13 protein-coding genes are annotated in these 15,061 nt (G+C 71.2%); 4 read left to right on the top strand and 9 right to left on the bottom strand.

The window, feature by feature from the left end; translation table 11 throughout:
* Nucleotides 1-312: 312 nt before the first annotated feature.
* From ACSTA4_RS04055 to ACSTA4_RS04045, 3 genes are all read left to right on the top strand, one after another.
* A complete protein-coding gene (locus ACSTA4_RS04055) occupies nucleotides 313-1,407 on the top strand; it encodes a CaiB/BaiF CoA transferase family protein (RefSeq protein WP_444962461.1) in 1,095 nt (364 codons plus the stop codon).
* A 165-nt stretch (nucleotides 1,408-1,572) separates the two neighbouring features.
* Nucleotides 1,573-3,933: a hypothetical protein gene (locus ACSTA4_RS04050; protein ID WP_444962460.1), complete on the top strand. Its 2,361-nt coding sequence runs from the start codon at nucleotides 1,573-1,575 to the stop codon at nucleotides 3,931-3,933.
* 586 nt (nucleotides 3,934-4,519) lie between these two features.
* Nucleotides 4,520-4,870 carry an STAS domain-containing protein gene (locus ACSTA4_RS04045; protein ID WP_248774793.1) on the top strand — a complete coding sequence of 117 codons (351 nt, stop codon included), beginning with the start codon at nucleotides 4,520-4,522 and terminating at the stop codon, nucleotides 4,868-4,870.
* A gap of 418 nt (nucleotides 4,871-5,288) precedes the next feature.
* On the opposite strand, the gene ACSTA4_RS04040 is transcribed toward ACSTA4_RS04045, so the two are convergent.
* A complete protein-coding gene (locus ACSTA4_RS04040; RefSeq protein ID WP_416028640.1) occupies nucleotides 5,289-5,984 on the bottom strand; it encodes a M50 family metallopeptidase in 696 nt (231 codons plus the stop codon).
* Between the two features lie 269 nt (nucleotides 5,985-6,253).
* Between ACSTA4_RS04040 and ACSTA4_RS04035 the strand changes: the two genes are divergently transcribed.
* Nucleotides 6,254-6,769 carry a hypothetical protein gene (locus ACSTA4_RS04035; protein WP_444962459.1) on the top strand — a complete coding sequence of 172 codons (516 nt, stop codon included), beginning with the start codon at nucleotides 6,254-6,256 and terminating at the stop codon, nucleotides 6,767-6,769.
* A gap of 157 nt (nucleotides 6,770-6,926) precedes the next feature.
* Here ACSTA4_RS04035 and ACSTA4_RS04030 read toward each other — a convergent pair whose 3' ends face one another.
* The 8 genes from ACSTA4_RS04030 to ehuB form a co-directional block, all read right to left on the bottom strand.
* Entirely contained in the window at nucleotides 6,927-7,370 is a 444-nt protein-coding gene (locus tag ACSTA4_RS04030; RefSeq protein WP_248773522.1) for an SRPBCC family protein, read from the bottom strand.
* 57 nt (nucleotides 7,371-7,427) lie between these two features.
* On the bottom strand, nucleotides 7,428-8,429 hold the full coding sequence (locus ACSTA4_RS04025; protein WP_444962458.1) for an NUDIX hydrolase: 1,002 nt from the start codon (nucleotides 8,427-8,429) through the stop codon (nucleotides 7,428-7,430).
* A complete protein-coding gene (locus ACSTA4_RS04020; RefSeq protein WP_444962457.1) occupies nucleotides 8,426-10,537 on the bottom strand; it encodes an RNA degradosome polyphosphate kinase in 2,112 nt (703 codons plus the stop codon). The genes ACSTA4_RS04025 and ACSTA4_RS04020 overlap by 4 nt, the downstream gene beginning before the upstream one ends.
* A gap of 165 nt (nucleotides 10,538-10,702) precedes the next feature.
* On the bottom strand, nucleotides 10,703-11,635 hold the full coding sequence (locus tag ACSTA4_RS04015; protein WP_444962456.1) for a lysostaphin resistance A-like protein: 933 nt from the start codon (nucleotides 11,633-11,635) through the stop codon (nucleotides 10,703-10,705).
* Between the two features lie 166 nt (nucleotides 11,636-11,801).
* Nucleotides 11,802-12,638, bottom strand: coding sequence for an ectoine/hydroxyectoine ABC transporter ATP-binding protein EhuA (ehuA, locus tag ACSTA4_RS04010; RefSeq protein ID WP_444962455.1), 837 nt, complete (start codon nucleotides 12,636-12,638; stop codon nucleotides 11,802-11,804).
* Nucleotides 12,625-13,263, bottom strand: a complete 639-nt coding sequence (ehuD, locus tag ACSTA4_RS04005) for an ectoine/hydroxyectoine ABC transporter permease subunit EhuD (protein ID WP_444962454.1) — start codon at nucleotides 13,261-13,263, stop codon at nucleotides 12,625-12,627. The genes ehuA and ehuD overlap by 14 nt, the downstream gene beginning before the upstream one ends.
* The gene (ehuC, locus tag ACSTA4_RS04000) at nucleotides 13,263-13,991 is read right to left on the bottom strand and encodes an ectoine/hydroxyectoine ABC transporter permease subunit EhuC (protein ID WP_444962453.1); all 729 of its coding nucleotides are present in this window, start codon (nucleotides 13,989-13,991) and stop codon (nucleotides 13,263-13,265) included. Before ehuC ends, ehuD begins: the two co-directional genes overlap by 1 nt.
* A 7-nt stretch (nucleotides 13,992-13,998) precedes the next feature.
* Nucleotides 13,999-14,853, bottom strand: coding sequence for an ectoine/hydroxyectoine ABC transporter substrate-binding protein EhuB (ehuB, locus tag ACSTA4_RS03995; protein WP_444964091.1), 855 nt, complete (start codon nucleotides 14,851-14,853; stop codon nucleotides 13,999-14,001).
* Nucleotides 14,854-15,061 lie beyond the last annotated feature (208 nt).

Genomic DNA, 15,061 nt, shown 5'->3' with positions numbered 1-15,061 from the left:
CGGTGCGCCGTCACTGGCGGCGGGGCGGCGGAATTTTTTTCCGGGGCTGGAGAAGGGCTCCCCCGCCAGCGAGCACCGACACATTAACACCCCTTGCCGGAGCACTTTTGTATCTGACCGAAAAAGGCGAAGCGACTCGCGGGCCTTCGAAACCGAATTCCCCTTCCCCCTCTTTATCGCCCTTTTCGCTCCCCTCTCCCCCGGCGCACTGCGGAGGGCGCCGACGTGGCGCGGCGGAACCGGACCCTGCACAATGAACCGAGCGCCGTTCTGGTCGCGCGCGCTCCCCTCTACCGCCTTGGAGACCTCCCCATGGGACCCCTGAACGGAATCCGCGTCGTCGAGTTCACCGGGATCGGCCCGGCGCCGATGGCCGGGATGCTCCTCGCCGACCTGGGCGCCAGCGTCATCCGCCTCGACCGCCCCGCGGCCGCCGACGCGGTGAACTCCGGCGCGGGCGGGCCCCACATGAGCGAGGGACGCACCGTCCTGCCCGCCGACCTCAAGTCCGAGGAGGGCCTCGCGCTCGCCCGCGACCTGGTCTCCCGCGCCGACGTGCTCCTGGAGGGCTTCCGCCCCGGGGTCATGGAGCGCCTGGGCCTGGGTCCCGAGGCCTGTCTGGAGGCCAACCCGCGCCTGGTCTACGCGCGGGTCACCGGCTGGGGCCAGGACGGGCCGCTGGCCCGCACCGCCGGGCACGACATGAACTACATCTCCGTGAACGGCGCCCTGCACTCCATCGGGCGCGCGGGCGGCCCGCCGATCCCCCCGGTCAACCTCCTGGGCGACTTCGCCGGGGGCACCATGTTCGCGGTCACCGGCGTCCTCGGCGCGCTGGTCGAGCGCCACTCCTCCGGCCGCGGCCAGGTCGTGGACGCCGCGATGGTGGACGGCAGCGCGCTGCTGATGTCGATGCTGCACGAGGACCGCGCGCGCGGTTCCTGGAGCGACGAGCGCGGCACCAACTACCTGGACACCGGCGCACCCTGGTACGACGTCTACGAGTGCGCCGACGGCCGGTACGTGTCGGTGGGCTGCATCGAGCCCCAGTTCTACGCCGCGTTCCTGGAGGGCACCGGCCTGGCCGGGGAGGACCTGCCCGACCAGTGGGACCGGTCGGGCTGGCCCCTGCTGCGGGAGCGGTTCGCCGAGGTCCTGCGCACCCGCACCCGCGACGCGTGGGGGGAGGTGTTCGAGGGCGCCGACGCCTGCGTGATGCCCGTCCTGTCCCTGGAGGAGGCCCCCGACCACCCGCACGTGCGCGCCCGGGGCTCGCTCGTGCGCGACGGCGACCGGATCGTGTCGGGCCCGGCGCCGCGCTTCGACCGCACCCCGGGCGGGGTCACCCGGGGCGCCCGGCAGCCCGACACCGCGCGGACCCTCCGGGAGTGGGGTATCGCCCCCTGACCGAAACCCCGTCCGCGCGCCGTCCGGTTCCCGACCCGAACCCCTCTCACGCCCGCCGCCGCCCGTGCCGCCCCACGCGCCGGGCCCCGCGAATCCCCCTACGCGGCGCGGAGAATGGCTAGGGTGAGCGACCAGTCCGGCTGAGCGCGCGACGGGGGGTCCGCCATGCCACGACGGCTCGTCACACCGGGGGCGCACTGGGGAAAGCGCCTGGGTGCCCTGCTGCTGTCCGCTGCGGTGGTGCTGTGCGCAGCGCCCGCCGCGTCCACCGCGTCCACCGCGGTTCCCGCCGAGACCGACGCCCTGTCCGGGCCCGAGGGACCAGCCGGGCAGCGCGAGGGACCTGTGGTGCTCGTGGGGGTGCCGGGGCTGCTGTGGCAGGACGTGAACCCCGAGACCACGCCGACCCTGTGGGGGATGGCCGAGGAGGGTTCGATCGGCAACGTGTCGATCCGCACGGCCACCTCGCGCACCTGCCCGACCGACGGCTGGCTGTCGGTGTCGGCCGGGCAGCGCGCCCTGTCCATCCGGGAGCGCTTCACGGTGTGCGAGGCCGCCCCGGAGCCCGAGCGCACCGGCTCGGGCGCGGTCGTCCCGGGTTTCGACGCCTACGTCAGCCAGAACGCGCGGACCGCCTTCCAAGCCCCTGTGGGACTGCTCGGGCAAACCGTGCGCGAGGAGGGCGGGACCACGCTCGCCGTGGGCCACGGCGCCGCCCTGGGCGTGGCCGACGCCTCCGGGCGGGTGGACCACTACGTCGACGACGTGCGCGAACTGACCACCGACCGTCTGGAGGGGGTCTCCCTCGCGGCGGTCGAACTGGCCGGGCTCACCCGCCTCTACCCCGACTACCCGGACCCGCCGATCACCGACGAGGAGGCCCGGGAGGCCGCCCAGGAGCCGGTCGGCGAGGACGCCGACGAGGACGAGGAGGCGGGCGGGGAGGCCGAGGGACCGCCCGAGCCCGACCCCGAGGACGTCCCCGAGTGGGAGCGCGACAAGGCGCTGGCCGACATGGACGAGCGGCTGCGGACGCTGGAGCGCGTGCTGCCGACCGGCTCGTCGCTGATGGTGGTCGGCGTCTCCATGGACACCGGGCCCTCCCAGCTCACGGTGGCCGTGTCCGGTGAGGTCGCGGAGACCGGGTTCACCGGTGAGGGTGCCTTCCTGGCCTCGGACTCGACCCGCCGGGCCGGGCTGGTGGTGCTCACCGACACCACGCCGACCATCCTGACCGCCCTGGGGATGCGGGCCACCGAGCCGACCAGCGGCCGGGCCTGGCACCTGGCCGACCGGCCGCCGACGACGGACGAGGCCGTCGGGCGGCTGGTGGAGTTCAACACCGCCGCGGTGGTGGTGGGCGCCGCCATCCCGGGCTTCTTCAGCGGCCTGGTCGCCTTCCAACTGCTCGTCTACGCGGCGGCGGCCTACGCGCTGCACCGCTACTCCAACCGGCAGCGCGGCAAACGCGCGCGCGTGCTGACGCTGACGCGGGCGGTGGCGCTGGCCGGGGCGGCCTTCCCGGTGGCCAGTTACCTGGCCAACCTCATCCCGTGGTGGGCCTCGTCCTCTCCCCTGTTGTCGCTGCTGGTGTGCGTCCTGGCCGCGGACGCCCTGGTGGTGGCGCTGGCCATGGCGGGGCCGTGGCGGCGCACCGCCCTGGGCCCGATGACGGTGGTCGCGGGCGCGACCACGGCGGTGCTCTTCCTGGACCTGTGCTTCGGCGCCTACCTCCAGATGAACTCGCCCACGGGGTACTCGCCGATCGTGGCGGGCCGGTTCTACGGGGTCGGCAACATCGCGTTCGCGACGTTCGCGACCGGCATGCTGATGACGGTGGCGGGGATCTCCCACGAACTGGTCTCGCGGGGCTGGCGCCGCTCCGCCGTGGCGGTGACCCTGGTCGTCGGTGCGGCGACGGTGCTGATCGTGGGCTGGCCGGGCCTGGGCACCGACTTCGGCGGGGTGATCGCGCTGATCCCCGGTCTGGCGGTGACGACGATGATGATCGCCGGGGTGCGCGTGACGGCGGCGCGCCTGGCCGTGGTGGCCCTGGTGACGGTGGCGGCGATCTCGCTGATCTCGTGGCTGGACTACCTGCGCCCGCCGGGGGACCGCAGCCACCTCGGGGCGTTCGCGGGCCAGGTGGTCAGCGGCGAGGCGGGGGCGGTGGTGGCCCGCAAGCTGAGCGCGATGCTGGGGACGCTGGGCAACTGGCAGCTGACCCTGCTGGCGGCGTGCGCGCTGGTGTTCCTGTTCGTGATGCTGCACCGGCCGACCCACTGGCGGATCGGCGCGCTCCAGGTGGCCTACGAGTACGCGCCGACGCTGCGGGCCGGGCTGACCGGTTCCCTGGTGACCGCTCTGGTGGGCTTCGCGGTCAACGACTCCGGGGTGGCGATCCCGGCGATCGCGCTGACGGTGGTGGTACCGCTCACATTGTCGGCGTGCGTGTGGGCCCTCCAGCAGAGGGACGAGGACCGGACACCGGACCCCGAACCGGCCGAGAACGCCCAGTGCATGTGATGCACACCTCATAAAGCACACGGGGAGCAAAGGACGCGAGCACGACCTTGCGTCGCTCACGTCACGAATCGGCCACGGCGCTGTGGTAAAGTCCGTGGCTGGACGGCTCCTCATGGGAGACACCCGGCGCTCCGCCGGGCGCAGAGCCGGTCCGACCGACCGTTCGGAAGAGGCCAGGCACCGCCCTCCGACGGCCACCCCCGCCGCACCGGCGGGGAATGCCCGCCCCCGCGGGCTGGTTTGCACAGTTGCCGAGGGCGGGAGTGGCCCGAGGCAGCGGCTCGGCGCCCGCCGGCGCACCGTCCGTCCTCGCCGCCTCCATCGCAAGGGCACGGACACGCAGGAACTTCCGGCCCGGGTCCGTGCGTTTGCCCGATGACTCCGTTTCACGCGGACCCGTCCGGCAGACCCAGGCGAGAAGGGCGTTTCACCCCCGGTCCGGGGGCATCACGCAAGGAACTTGATGAACCATCAGCTTGGCCACCGCGGTAACACGACCAACGTCCCGGTCGGCACGCGCTCGTGGAGCCGCGTGCGGCCCACCGCGCCGACCCGTCGGGCGAGGCCCGAATACGCCGGAGTCGCCATGCCCGACCTGAACATCTCCTCCACCCTGCACGACGCCGGACGCGTTCTGGCGTTGGACGGGGAGATCGACATGGCCACCGAGCACCGCTTCCAGGAGGCGGTGACCGAGGCTCTGACCACGCAGCCCTTCGGCCGTGTGGTCCTGGACTGCGCCGACCTGCGGTTCATCGACTCCAGCGGTCTGCGCGTCCTGATCCGCGCGCACAAGGCGGCCAAGGAGCAGAAGGCGGTCCTGGCCATCGCCTCACCCATCCACCGGGTGCACCAGACCCTGCGGGTGACCTCGCTCGACACGCGCATCCCCGTCTTCACGACGGTCTCGGAGGCGCTCACGGCGCCGCGCGCCTAGCGCCCGTGCCGCCCGCCCCCGGGCAGCCTCCCGGACACACGACGACAGCGGACACGACCACAGCACACGCGCGAGGGGCGCGACCACAGCGGTCGCGCCCCTTCGTCGTGTCCGGGTCCGTCGTTTTCGAGGCGGCGGTCCCACAACCTTTGTGAACCGGCCTCAGCCCGTGGGGGTTGGTTCGGGCGCCCGCGGGGTTCTGGAGGTGACGGAGGCGGGTTCCCGCGGGAGGGCTGCGCCGTAGGCGTCGTTTGAGGGTGGTGGGCGACGGGTGGGCACGAGCCAACCCGCCGAAGACACCGAAGGTTCCCGCACCTTGGGCGCCCGAACACAAGAAGGACTGCGCGCAGCGTCCGTTGAGGGTGGTGGCGGGCGACGGGTGGGACGAAGCGGAGCGGAGGTCCCAAAAAAGCACTGCCTAGAAGAGCAGCAGCCAGACGCCGAGGCCGGTCACGGCCGCGTTGACCAGGAAGAACACCACGACCCACAGGGTTCCCGGCACGCCGGTGAGACGGGCCAGCTGGTCGGCGTCGGAGTGCGGTGAGGGGTTGCGCCTGCGCTGGGCCTGGAGTTCGATCACCGGCCGCACGCCCGCGAAGAGCAGGAACCAGATGAACAGGTAGGCGAAGGCCGCCTGCACCTCCGGCGGGGTGAACCAGCTGATCCCGAACACCACCGCGCCGGTCACCACGATCGACACCACGCCGTAGACGTTGCGGATCATCAGGAGCATGGCGGCGAGCACCACGATGCTCAGCCACAGCAGGGCGGTGATGCGGTCCGACATGAGCATGAGGATGCCGAGCAGGCCGATGACCGACGAGGCGACGTAGCCCGCGAAGACGGTCAGGACCATGCCTATGCCGGTCGGCTTGCCCCGGGAGACGGTGACCCCCGAGGTGTCCGAGTGCAGGCGGATCCCGGTGAGCTGGCGGCCGCTGAGCAGGGCGACCAGGGCGTGTCCGCCCTCGTGGGCGATGGTGACGACGTTGCGCCCGATCCGCCAGGGCGGCCCGAGCAGCACGGCCGCCAGGGCCAGCACCGCCGCGGTGACGATGATCCACCGCTCCGGTTCGGGCTGGACCGACAGCACTTCCCGCCAGACGTCGCCCAAGGTTGTTCCCACGTGTGCCCCCGACTCTGGTTCGACCCGATCGTGCACGGGCCCCACCGGTGCGCGCCGCGGTTGCCGGGAGACGCGTGGAACAGGGACCCTTGCCGAACTTTAGGGCATGTGCGGACGTTCCGTGTTCTGTCGTGGAATCCGAGCGCTCTCCGAGAGCAATGTTGATTTCCTTGCGCCGATGAACTGGCCAAACGAGGATCGCCAGCCTACATTCATCACTGTCAGTGATTTTCTGGCTACCCAAAGCAAGGATTATTGTGAAGCGTATCGCTGGACTCGCCCTTATGGCCCTGACCGCCGGTGCCGTCATCGGCGCCTCCTCCCCCGCCGTCGCGGACGAGGAGCACAACGGCTACCACGGTCACCACGACAACGGCTGGCACCACGACCACGGTGACAACGGGCACGACCGCGGCGACAAGGGCAGGGACCACAAGGGCGAGGACGACGACAAGGGCGAGAAGGGCGACCGCGAGGGCCGCGACGGCGACGACCGGCGCAACGGCGACCACGACGGCCGCGACGGCCGCGACGGCCACGAGGACAAGGGCAAGAAGGACAAGCGCGAGAAGGGCGACCGCGACGGCCACGACCGGCGCAACGGCGACCACGAGGACCGCAAGGGCGACGACCGGCGCAAGGGCGACCACGAGGACCGCGAGGGCCACGACCGCAAGAAGGGCGACGACCACGGCGACGAGGACCGCAAGGGCAAGGACCACAAGGACGGCTACCACGAGGACGACGAGGACGAGGACGACGACCGGCGCTAGCCGCCGGGTCCGCGTGTCCGGCTGAGCACGGCGCGCCCGCGCAGGAGGGGGCGCGCGGCGCCGACGCGACGGACCCGCTCTCCTCACCACAGCGCCGCCCGCGGTCCCCGATCCGCGGGCGGCGCCCGTCGTGTCGGCCGTCCGGCCGGACGGCCGGTCAGCCCTCCCGCGACTCCGCCGCGGCCTTGAGGCGCACCAGGGTCTGCTCGATGCTCCGCGCGTTCCTGGCGGGCATCCCCATGAGGACGTAGAAGGCCGGCAGGCCCCTGGAGTAGTCGAAGGTCTCCGTGACGCGGGTGCCCCCCTCCGCCAGTTCCTCCAACTCGTAGCGCCAGCGGTGCGGGCCGAAGTGCCGCCAGGCGATGAGGCGGTCCTCCTCGTACTCCACCACCCGGTTGGTGATCCGGTAGCCGACGCCGAACATCCTCATGTCCATGCCGAACTCGCTGCCCCGCTCCAGCCGCTCCGGGCCGAAGAGGGTGGAGAGGACGGTGTCGGAGCCGTCGAACTCGGCGTGCCGCTCCGGCGCCGCGATGATGTCGAAGATCCGCTTGGCGGGAGCGTCGACCACGACGCTCCGCGCAACCCTGTGTTTGGCCATGACCGCATCATGGCAGCGCCGCGCGGCCCGGTCCCGGCCACCCCGCCGGATCCGGGTTCAGGCCCGGACGGCGTGCCGCTCCACCGCCGCCAGCCCTCCGCCCCGAGCGGTGACGTGCACCACCCAGAAGGAGCCCTTGCGCAGCCCCAACTGCTGGGAGAACGGCGCGTCCAGCCGCGTGAGCGCCTCGGCCATGAGCTGCGGGACGAGTTCGCCGTGCGTGCACACGACGGTCGGCCTCCCCTCGGCCAGGACGCGCGCGAACGCCTCGCGGGCCTCCGCCACGCCGTACGCGGAGCCGTCCGAGGGCGTGCGGATCGTGAACGCCCGCTCGGTGCGCGTGGGCACGTCGTACTCCACCGTGTAGGGCAGCAGCGACTCGGTGCACCGCGCCGCCGCCGACGTCACCACGCGGGGCCGCCCGTAGGCGCTCAGCACCCGGGGCAGGGCCAGGGCGTCGGCGCGCCCGGTCCCGTCCAGGGGCCGCAGGAGGTCGTCATCGGTCCAGGCGCCCTTGTCCCCCGCCGACAGGTGCCGCAGCAGGATGACGGGGAAGGTGGTCGCGGGCCCGGCCAGGAAGTTGTCGACCACCCGCACGTCGTGGTCGTAGGTGAGGCGGTCGCGGGCCTCCTCCACCGGCACCCACTCGACCAGGTCCACCTCGTCGTTGGGCGGGTAGTCGATCCCCGCGGCCGGGTCGGCGGTGGTGGCCGCCCACCACTCCACCTGCTTGGGCCAGCCGTCCTTGAGGTAGCGCTGCGGGGGGAGCCTGCGGCCCAGCACGGGGGTCAGGCCGGTCTCCTCGACCACCTCGCGGACCGCGCCGGTCACGGGGTGCTCGCGGCTCTTGAGCTTGCCCTTGGGCAGGGACCAGTCGCCCCGGTCGGGCCTGCGGACCAGGACGATCTCGGTGCCGCCCGCGCCCTCGCGCCACAGCAGGGCTCCCGCCGCGCGGATGGGTTCGAGGTAGCCGCCGATCGCCGTCTCGCGCAGGGGTCCCGCCCCGTGGGCGCCCTCGACCGATCCCTCCACGTCTCCCCCGTTCGGTACGGTGCTCACCCGCCCTCCACCACGCGCAGGTGGCGGTCGCCGCGCAGGCTGTCCTGGAGGTCGGTGAGCGGTCGCCCGTCGCCGTCGCGGGTGAACCGGGTCCACGTCCCGTCGGGTTCGAGCCGCCAGGACGAGGTGGCGTCGTCCATCGCCAGGTCCATGAGGCGCACCAGCCTGCGGCACTGCTCGGTGTCGGCCACGCGCACCAGGGCCTCGACCCGGCGGTCGAGGTTGCGGGGCATCAGGTCGGCGCTGCCGATCCACACCTGGGGCCGCCAGCCGTTGGCGAAGACGAAGATGCGGGAGTGCTCCAGAAAGCGGCCCAGGATGCTGCGCACCCGGATGTTGTCGGACAGCCCGGGCACCCCGGCGCGCAGGACGCAGCTGCCGCGCACCCACAGGTCGACGTTCACCCCGGCCTGGGAGGCCCGGTACAGGGCGTCGATGATCTCCAGGTCGACCAGGGAGTTGACCTTGATCCGGATGTGGGCGGGCTCGCCCCTGAGGCTGTTGTCGATCTCGACGGCGATCTGTTCGAGCAGGCTCTCGCGCAGGGCTCCGGGCGCCACGAGCAGGCGCTGGTAGTGCTTCTTGCGGGAGAAGCCGGTGAGGCTGTTGAACAGGTCGCTGACGTCCTCGCCCACCTCGGGATCGGCGCTGAACAGGCCGAGGTCCTCGTACATGCGGGCGGTGCTCGGGTTGTAGTTGCCGGTGCCCACGTGGCAGTAGCGGCGCAGCAGCCCGTCGTCGTCGCGGCGCACGACCATGGACAGCTTGCAGTGGGTCTTGAGGCCGACGACGCCGTAGACGACGTGGCAGCCCGCCTGTTCGAGCTTGCGGGCCCACTGGATGTTGTTCTGCTCGTCGAAGCGGGCCTTGATCTCGACCAGGACCACGACCTCCTTGCCCTCGCGGGCGGCCTCGATGAGGGACTCCACGATGGGCGAGTCGCCGCTGGTGCGGTACAGGGTCTGCTTGATCGCCACGACCTCGGGGTCGGTGGCGGCCAGGGCCAGGAAGCGCTCGGTGGTGGTGGCGAAGGACTCGTAGGGGTGGTGGACGAGGACCTCGCGCTCGCGGACGGCGGCGAAGAGGTCGCCGGAGGTCAGGGCGCGCGGCTCGACGGGGACCATGGGCGGGTAGCGCAGCTCGGGCCGGTCGGTGTCGGCGATCTGGGACAGCCCGGCGAGGTTGAGCGGGCCGGGGACCCGGTAGATCTCCTCCTCCTCGGCGCCCAGCTCCTCGGTGAGTATGGCCAGGGCCTCGTCGCTGATGTCGTGTTCGACCTCCAGGCGCACGAGCGGGCCGAAGCGGCGGCGCAGCAGCTCGTTCTCCAGGGAGGTGACGAGGTCGTCGGTCTCGTCCTCGTCCACTTCCAGGTCGGCGTTGCGGGTGACCCGGAAGGCGTTGTGCTCCAGGATCTGCATGCCCTCGAAGAGCTGGGGCAGGTGGGCGGCGACGATGTCCTCGACGGGGACGAACCGGCCGCCCTCGCGGTCGCCCAGCTCGATGAAGCGGGGCAGGGAGCTGGGGATCTTGACCCGGGCGAACATGCGGCGTCCGTCGTGGGGGTCGCGGACGGCGACCGCGAGGTTGAGCGAGCGGCCGGAGATGTAGGGGAAGGGGTGCGCGGAGTCGACCGCGAAGGGCGTCACCAGCGGGTAGACCGAGCGCTGGAAGTAGCCGCGCAGGTTCTCGCGCTCGACGGTCTCCAGCTCGTTCCAGCGCACGACGCGGATGCCGACCTCGCGCAGGGCGGGCGCGACGCTGTCGTGGAAGCAGGCGGCCTGGCGGAGCATGAGTTCGCGGGTGAACCGGGAGATGCGCCCGAGCAGCGCGCGGGGGTGGTGTCCGCTGGAGGAGGCGACGGACAGGCCGGTGGCCAGGCGGCGTTTGAGCCCGGCCACGCGCACCATGAAGAACTCGTCCAGGTTGCTGGAGAAGATCGCCAGGAACCGCGCGCGTTCCAGGAGGGGGATGTCCTCGTCCTCGGCGAGTTCGAGCACGCGCTGGTTGAAGCGCAGCCACCCCTCCTCCCTGTCCATGAACCTGTCGGCGGGAAGCTCGGGCGTACCGGCGGCGGGCCCCTCGGGTGTTGGCGCTGTTTCCGTGCTCACAGTGGGCAGACTCCCCCTTTTCCATGACCGCGAGGTGACAACCCCGTGAGGGGAAAATGACCGCGACACGACTGGTGTGGACCCTCTGTAGCCCTATGCCCGTTCCTGCCGTCGTTTTCCCCTTCCGACCGTGGGTTTTACCGTTCGCCCGGTGCGCGGGTCCGGTCACATGACACCGGTCTGGAGATCGGGGGGCATGAGCATCAGGAACATGCCGACGCGCATCACCACCTGGATCCACGTGTTGCGGAAGCACGTCCACAGGTAGCCGTAGAGGAGGCTGGCCGTGGCATAGGTGAGCAGGGCCAGGCCGGTGTTGTAGACCAGGTCGGTCCCCGGCAGCTGGGACACCGCGTCGTAGGGCTGGATGAGGGCGTAGGTGAGGGCGAAGACCACCGAGGTGGTGACGATGCCGCCCCAGCGGCCCATGAGGATCTCCAGGCGGGTCTGCACCATCCCCCGGAAGAAGATCTCCTCGCACACCGCCATGACGGTGAACGCGAGCACGTAGCCCAGCAGTTGGAGGGAGGGCTCCGGCAGCCCCAGGCGCGGGATGAGCAGGTAGCCGATCAGGAGCAGCGCGACGGCGATCGGGACCATCCCGAGCCAGCGCCAGGGCTCGGACACCTTCAGGGCGACCGCGGGCATGGCGGTGCCCTTGCCGTCCAGGGTGATGCCGGAGCGGTCCATGACCAGCAGCGGCAGGGTGAACAGGAACAGCAGGCGCGAGACCAGCGCCTCGGACATGGCCAGGTCGGCGCCGAACACCGCCTCGTAGGTGGCGAAGAGCAGCGACAGCAGCGCCATGGACGCCACGAAGCCGGTGAGGAAGAGCCCCAGCCAGCCCAGTTCGCGGCCGATGGGGTGGCCGTCCATCGCCTGGACGACGCGGCGGTCCAGCTGCTCGCGGGCGCCGAAGCCCCTGACCATGGCCCAGGCCAGGATGCCGCCGACCAGCATCGGGGACCAGGAGACCAGGAAGAGGATCAGGGAGTCGCCGAGGACGTCGGAGCGCAGTACGGGGTGGGAGAGCATCGGCACCGCGACGAGCAGCAGGGCGACCAGCACCCCCCAGACGAGCCCCCATCTTCGCACCATGGTCACAAGAGTCCCCCCTGTCTCAGAACTCTCATTCTGCCCAAGGGGAAACTAAAAGCTACTTAATGACTACGGTATGTCGCCACTCGCCTCGACATGTCCCGTCACGCCGAGGGGCCGCTCCCGGAGGAGCGGCCCCGGCGGTGAGCGGGTGCGGAAGGCCCTCTCAGAAACCGTTGTCGAGCACCGAGCGGAGGAAGGACTTGGTGCGCTCCTCCTTGGGGTCGCCGAAGATCTGCTCCGGCGTGCCCTCCTCGGCGATCTGGCCCTGGTCGAACATGAGCACCCGGTGCGACACGTCGCGCGCGAAGTGCATCTCGTGCGTCACGCACAGCATGGTGATGTCCGTGGTCTCGGCAACCTCGCGCAGCACGTCCAGGACACCGGCCACCAGCTCCGGGTCCAGGGCCGAGGTGACCTCGTCCAGGAGCAGGATCTCCGGCTGCATGGCCAGCGCGCGGGCGATCGCCACGCGCTGCTGCTGACCGCCCGAGAGCTGGGTCGGGTGGGCGTCGATCTTGTCGCCGAGCCCGACCAGCTCCAGCAGTTCCTCGGCCTTGGCGTTGGCCTCGGCCTTGGGGGTGCCCAGCACGTGCACGGGCGCCTCGGTGATGTTCTGCCGGACGGTCATGTTCGGGAACAGGTTGAACTGCTGGAACACCATGCCGACGCGCTTGCGGCGCGCGCGCAGGTAGGACTCGTTCGCCCGGGTCAGGCCCTGACCCTTGCGCATGTGGCTGAAGGGCTCGCCGCCCACCCAGATGACGCCCTCGGTGACCTTCTCCAGGGTCATCAGCAGGCGCAGGATGGTGGTCTTGCCCGAACCGCTGGGGCCGATGAGCGTGACCCGCTCGCCGGGGGCGACGGAGAAGTTCAGGTGGTCGAGCACTGTGAGGTCGCCGAAACGCTTCACCACGTCGTCGAAGACGATCAGGGACTCGTCCCGGGGGCCGCTGCCGACACCCTGGGGCTCTTCGTTCACGGGGGTGTCAGACGGCGGCATAGCGTCGCTCCAGTCGTCGGATGAGGATGGCGGACGGGACGCTCACGAGCAGGAACAGGATCCCGACCAGGGTGTAGGCCTCGACGATGCGGAAGTCCGCGCTGCCGACCTGCTGGGCCTCGGTGAGCAGCTCGGGCACACTGATCGCCAGCAGCAGCGGCGTGTCCTTGAACATCGCGATGAGGTAGTTGCCCAGCGCCGGGATGGTCTTGCGGATCGCCTGCGGCAGCACGATGGCGCCCCACGTGCGGCTGGCGGGCAGGCTCAGCGCACGGGCCGCCTCCCACTGCCCCTTGGCCACGCCCTCGATGCCCGAGCGGTAGACCTCGGCGGTGTAGGCCGCGTAGTGCACGCCGATCACGACGACGCCCACGGTCATCGCGGAGATGTCGGCCGGGGTCAGGAGGAAGACGAACACCAGCTGGATGATCAGCGGGGTCGTCCGGATGAACTCCATGACCGCGTGCAGGACGGGGCCGAAGAACGGCGTCCGGCGGGCGATGGCGATCGCCAGGCCCAGGACCAGCGCGATCAGGTAACCGAGCACGGTGATCTGGACGGTCACCCACAGCCCGCCCAGCAGGTCGGGCATGACCTCGAAGGTCCACTCGAAGTCCCAGAACATCACTTGGTCACCCCCGCCCTCGTGTCGGCGGCCGGAGGCCGCAGGAGGGACGCCAGGCCTCCGCCGCCCGGCGCTGCGCGGCCCAGCTTGCGGTTGGCGCGGCGTTCGAGCAGTCGCATGCCGAGGATGAGCACCTGCGCGATCAGGTAGTAGAGGACGAAGGCGCCGATGAAGGCGACCACGGTCTCACCCGTGGCCTGGCGCATGTTCTGCGCCACGGCCGTCAGGTCGGCCACACCGATGAGGTAGGACACCGCGGTGGCCTTCATCAACTCGATGTTGAGGTTGCCGAACGTGGGCAGCATCTGGGCCCAGGCCTGGGGCAGCACGACCAGGCGCGTGCGCTGGAACCAGGAGAGGTTCAGCGCGACGGTGGCCTCGACCTGCGGCTTGGGCACGGCGTTGATGGACGAGCGCACGACCTCGGCCCCGTAGGCGCCCAGGTTGAGGCCCACGGCGAGGATCGCGGCGAAGTTGTCGGCCAGCTGGAAACCGGTCAGCTGGGGCAGGGCGAACGCCATCCAGAACATCAGCACCAGGGCGGCGATCCCCCGGAACACCTCCACGTAGACCGTGGCGACGGCCCGGGGGAGCCAGTGGCGGATCGTCCCCATGATCCCGAAGACCATGGCGAGGACGAAGGCCAGCACGATGCCCCCGAGGGTGAGCTGGATGGTGACCCATGCGCCCTCGGCGTAGAGCGGCAGCCGCTGGATCAGGAAGTCCACTGCGGGCTCATCCCTCGCAGAGTTCGGCGGTGGTCGTGTCGTCGGGCAGGTCGGCCTCGGTGAAGCCCCACTCCTCGCCCAGCTCCAGGAGGCGTCCGCTCTCCTTGAACTCGGCGATCACCCGGTTGACCTCCTCCAGGAGCTGGGTGTCCTGCTGGCGGAGGCACAGCCCGCCCCAGCCCTTCTCCTCCTGGCCGTCGATCTCGGGGAAGAACGCCTCGGTGACCTCGAAGGGGCCGCCCCGGTCCTGGAGCAGGTAGGTGTGGGACACGCTCAGCATGGACATCGCGTCCACTCGCCCGGCCTCCAGCAGCTCGTAGCCGGCGGTCTGGTTGGGGATGAGCTCCATCTGGTCCTCGGGCACCTCGAAGTACTCGGCGTAGGTCTGCTCGACCGAACCGTTGAGGACCGCGAGCACGAGGTCGGGGTTGTCGACGAAGTCCGTGAAGTGCTGGATGCCGTGCGGGTTGCCCTCCGCGACCATGAAGGCCTCGGGGGAGGTGGCGGTGGGCTCGCTGAAGGCGACCTGGCCGCAGCGCTCGGGGGTGATGAACACACCGGCGGCGATGACGTCGAAGCGGTTCGCGTTCAGGCCGGGGATGAGCCCGTCCCAGTTCACCGAGGAGGCCTGGATCTCGGGGACGCCCAGCTCCTCGAAGACCGCCTTGGCCACGGCGGGGGACTGACCGGCCGGGTTGCCGGAGTCGTCGACGAAGCCGAAGGGGATCTCGTTGGCGAGGCCGACGGCCACGAAGCCCTGTTCGCGCAGCCGGTCCAGGGTCGAGGCGCCCTCCTCCCCCTCCCCGCCGCCTCCGCCGTCGACGCGGGTGCAGGCGGCCAGGCCGAGGGTGGCCAGCCCCACGCCTCCCAGGCGGAGTGCGTCACGGCGGCCCCAGGCTCCTCTGCGTACTGCGGGTACCTGCTTCTTCACGACTGCTCCTCGAAAGACTCGCGGGAGCGGCGCTCTCGCCTGGCTGGACGACAGCGCCGCGCATTCGGATCGGGATGCCTGGTGTGGGCGGTGTGCGGCACCGGGCCGCGGCTGTGGCCGCCACCCGGGGGCAGGGCGG

Source organism: Nocardiopsis sp. M1B1, from assembly GCF_052466615.1.
Note: the sequence above shows the minus strand (reverse complement) of the source record. Positions and strands in the feature narration are given on the sequence as shown.

What these genes read in the sequence shown, in the direction of transcription:
- ACSTA4_RS04055 (WP_444962461.1), top strand. Translation starts at nt 313, where the DNA reads ATGGGACCCCTGAACGGAATCCGCGTCGTCGAGTTCACCGGGATCGGC.
- ACSTA4_RS04050 (WP_444962460.1), top strand. Translation starts at nt 1,573, where the DNA reads ATGCCACGACGGCTCGTCACACCGGGGGCGCACTGGGGAAAGCGCCTG.
- ACSTA4_RS04045 (WP_248774793.1), top strand. Translation starts at nt 4,520, where the DNA reads ATGCCCGACCTGAACATCTCCTCCACCCTGCACGACGCCGGACGCGTT.
- ACSTA4_RS04030 (WP_248773522.1), bottom strand. Translation starts at nt 7,370, where the DNA reads ATGGCCAAACACAGGGTTGCGCGGAGCGTCGTGGTCGACGCTCCCGCC.
- ACSTA4_RS04015 (WP_444962456.1), bottom strand. Translation starts at nt 11,635, where the DNA reads ATGGTGCGAAGATGGGGGCTCGTCTGGGGGGTGCTGGTCGCCCTGCTG.
- ehuA (WP_444962455.1), bottom strand. Translation starts at nt 12,638, where the DNA reads ATGCCGCCGTCTGACACCCCCGTGAACGAAGAGCCCCAGGGTGTCGGC.
- ehuD (WP_444962454.1), bottom strand. Translation starts at nt 13,263, where the DNA reads ATGTTCTGGGACTTCGAGTGGACCTTCGAGGTCATGCCCGACCTGCTG.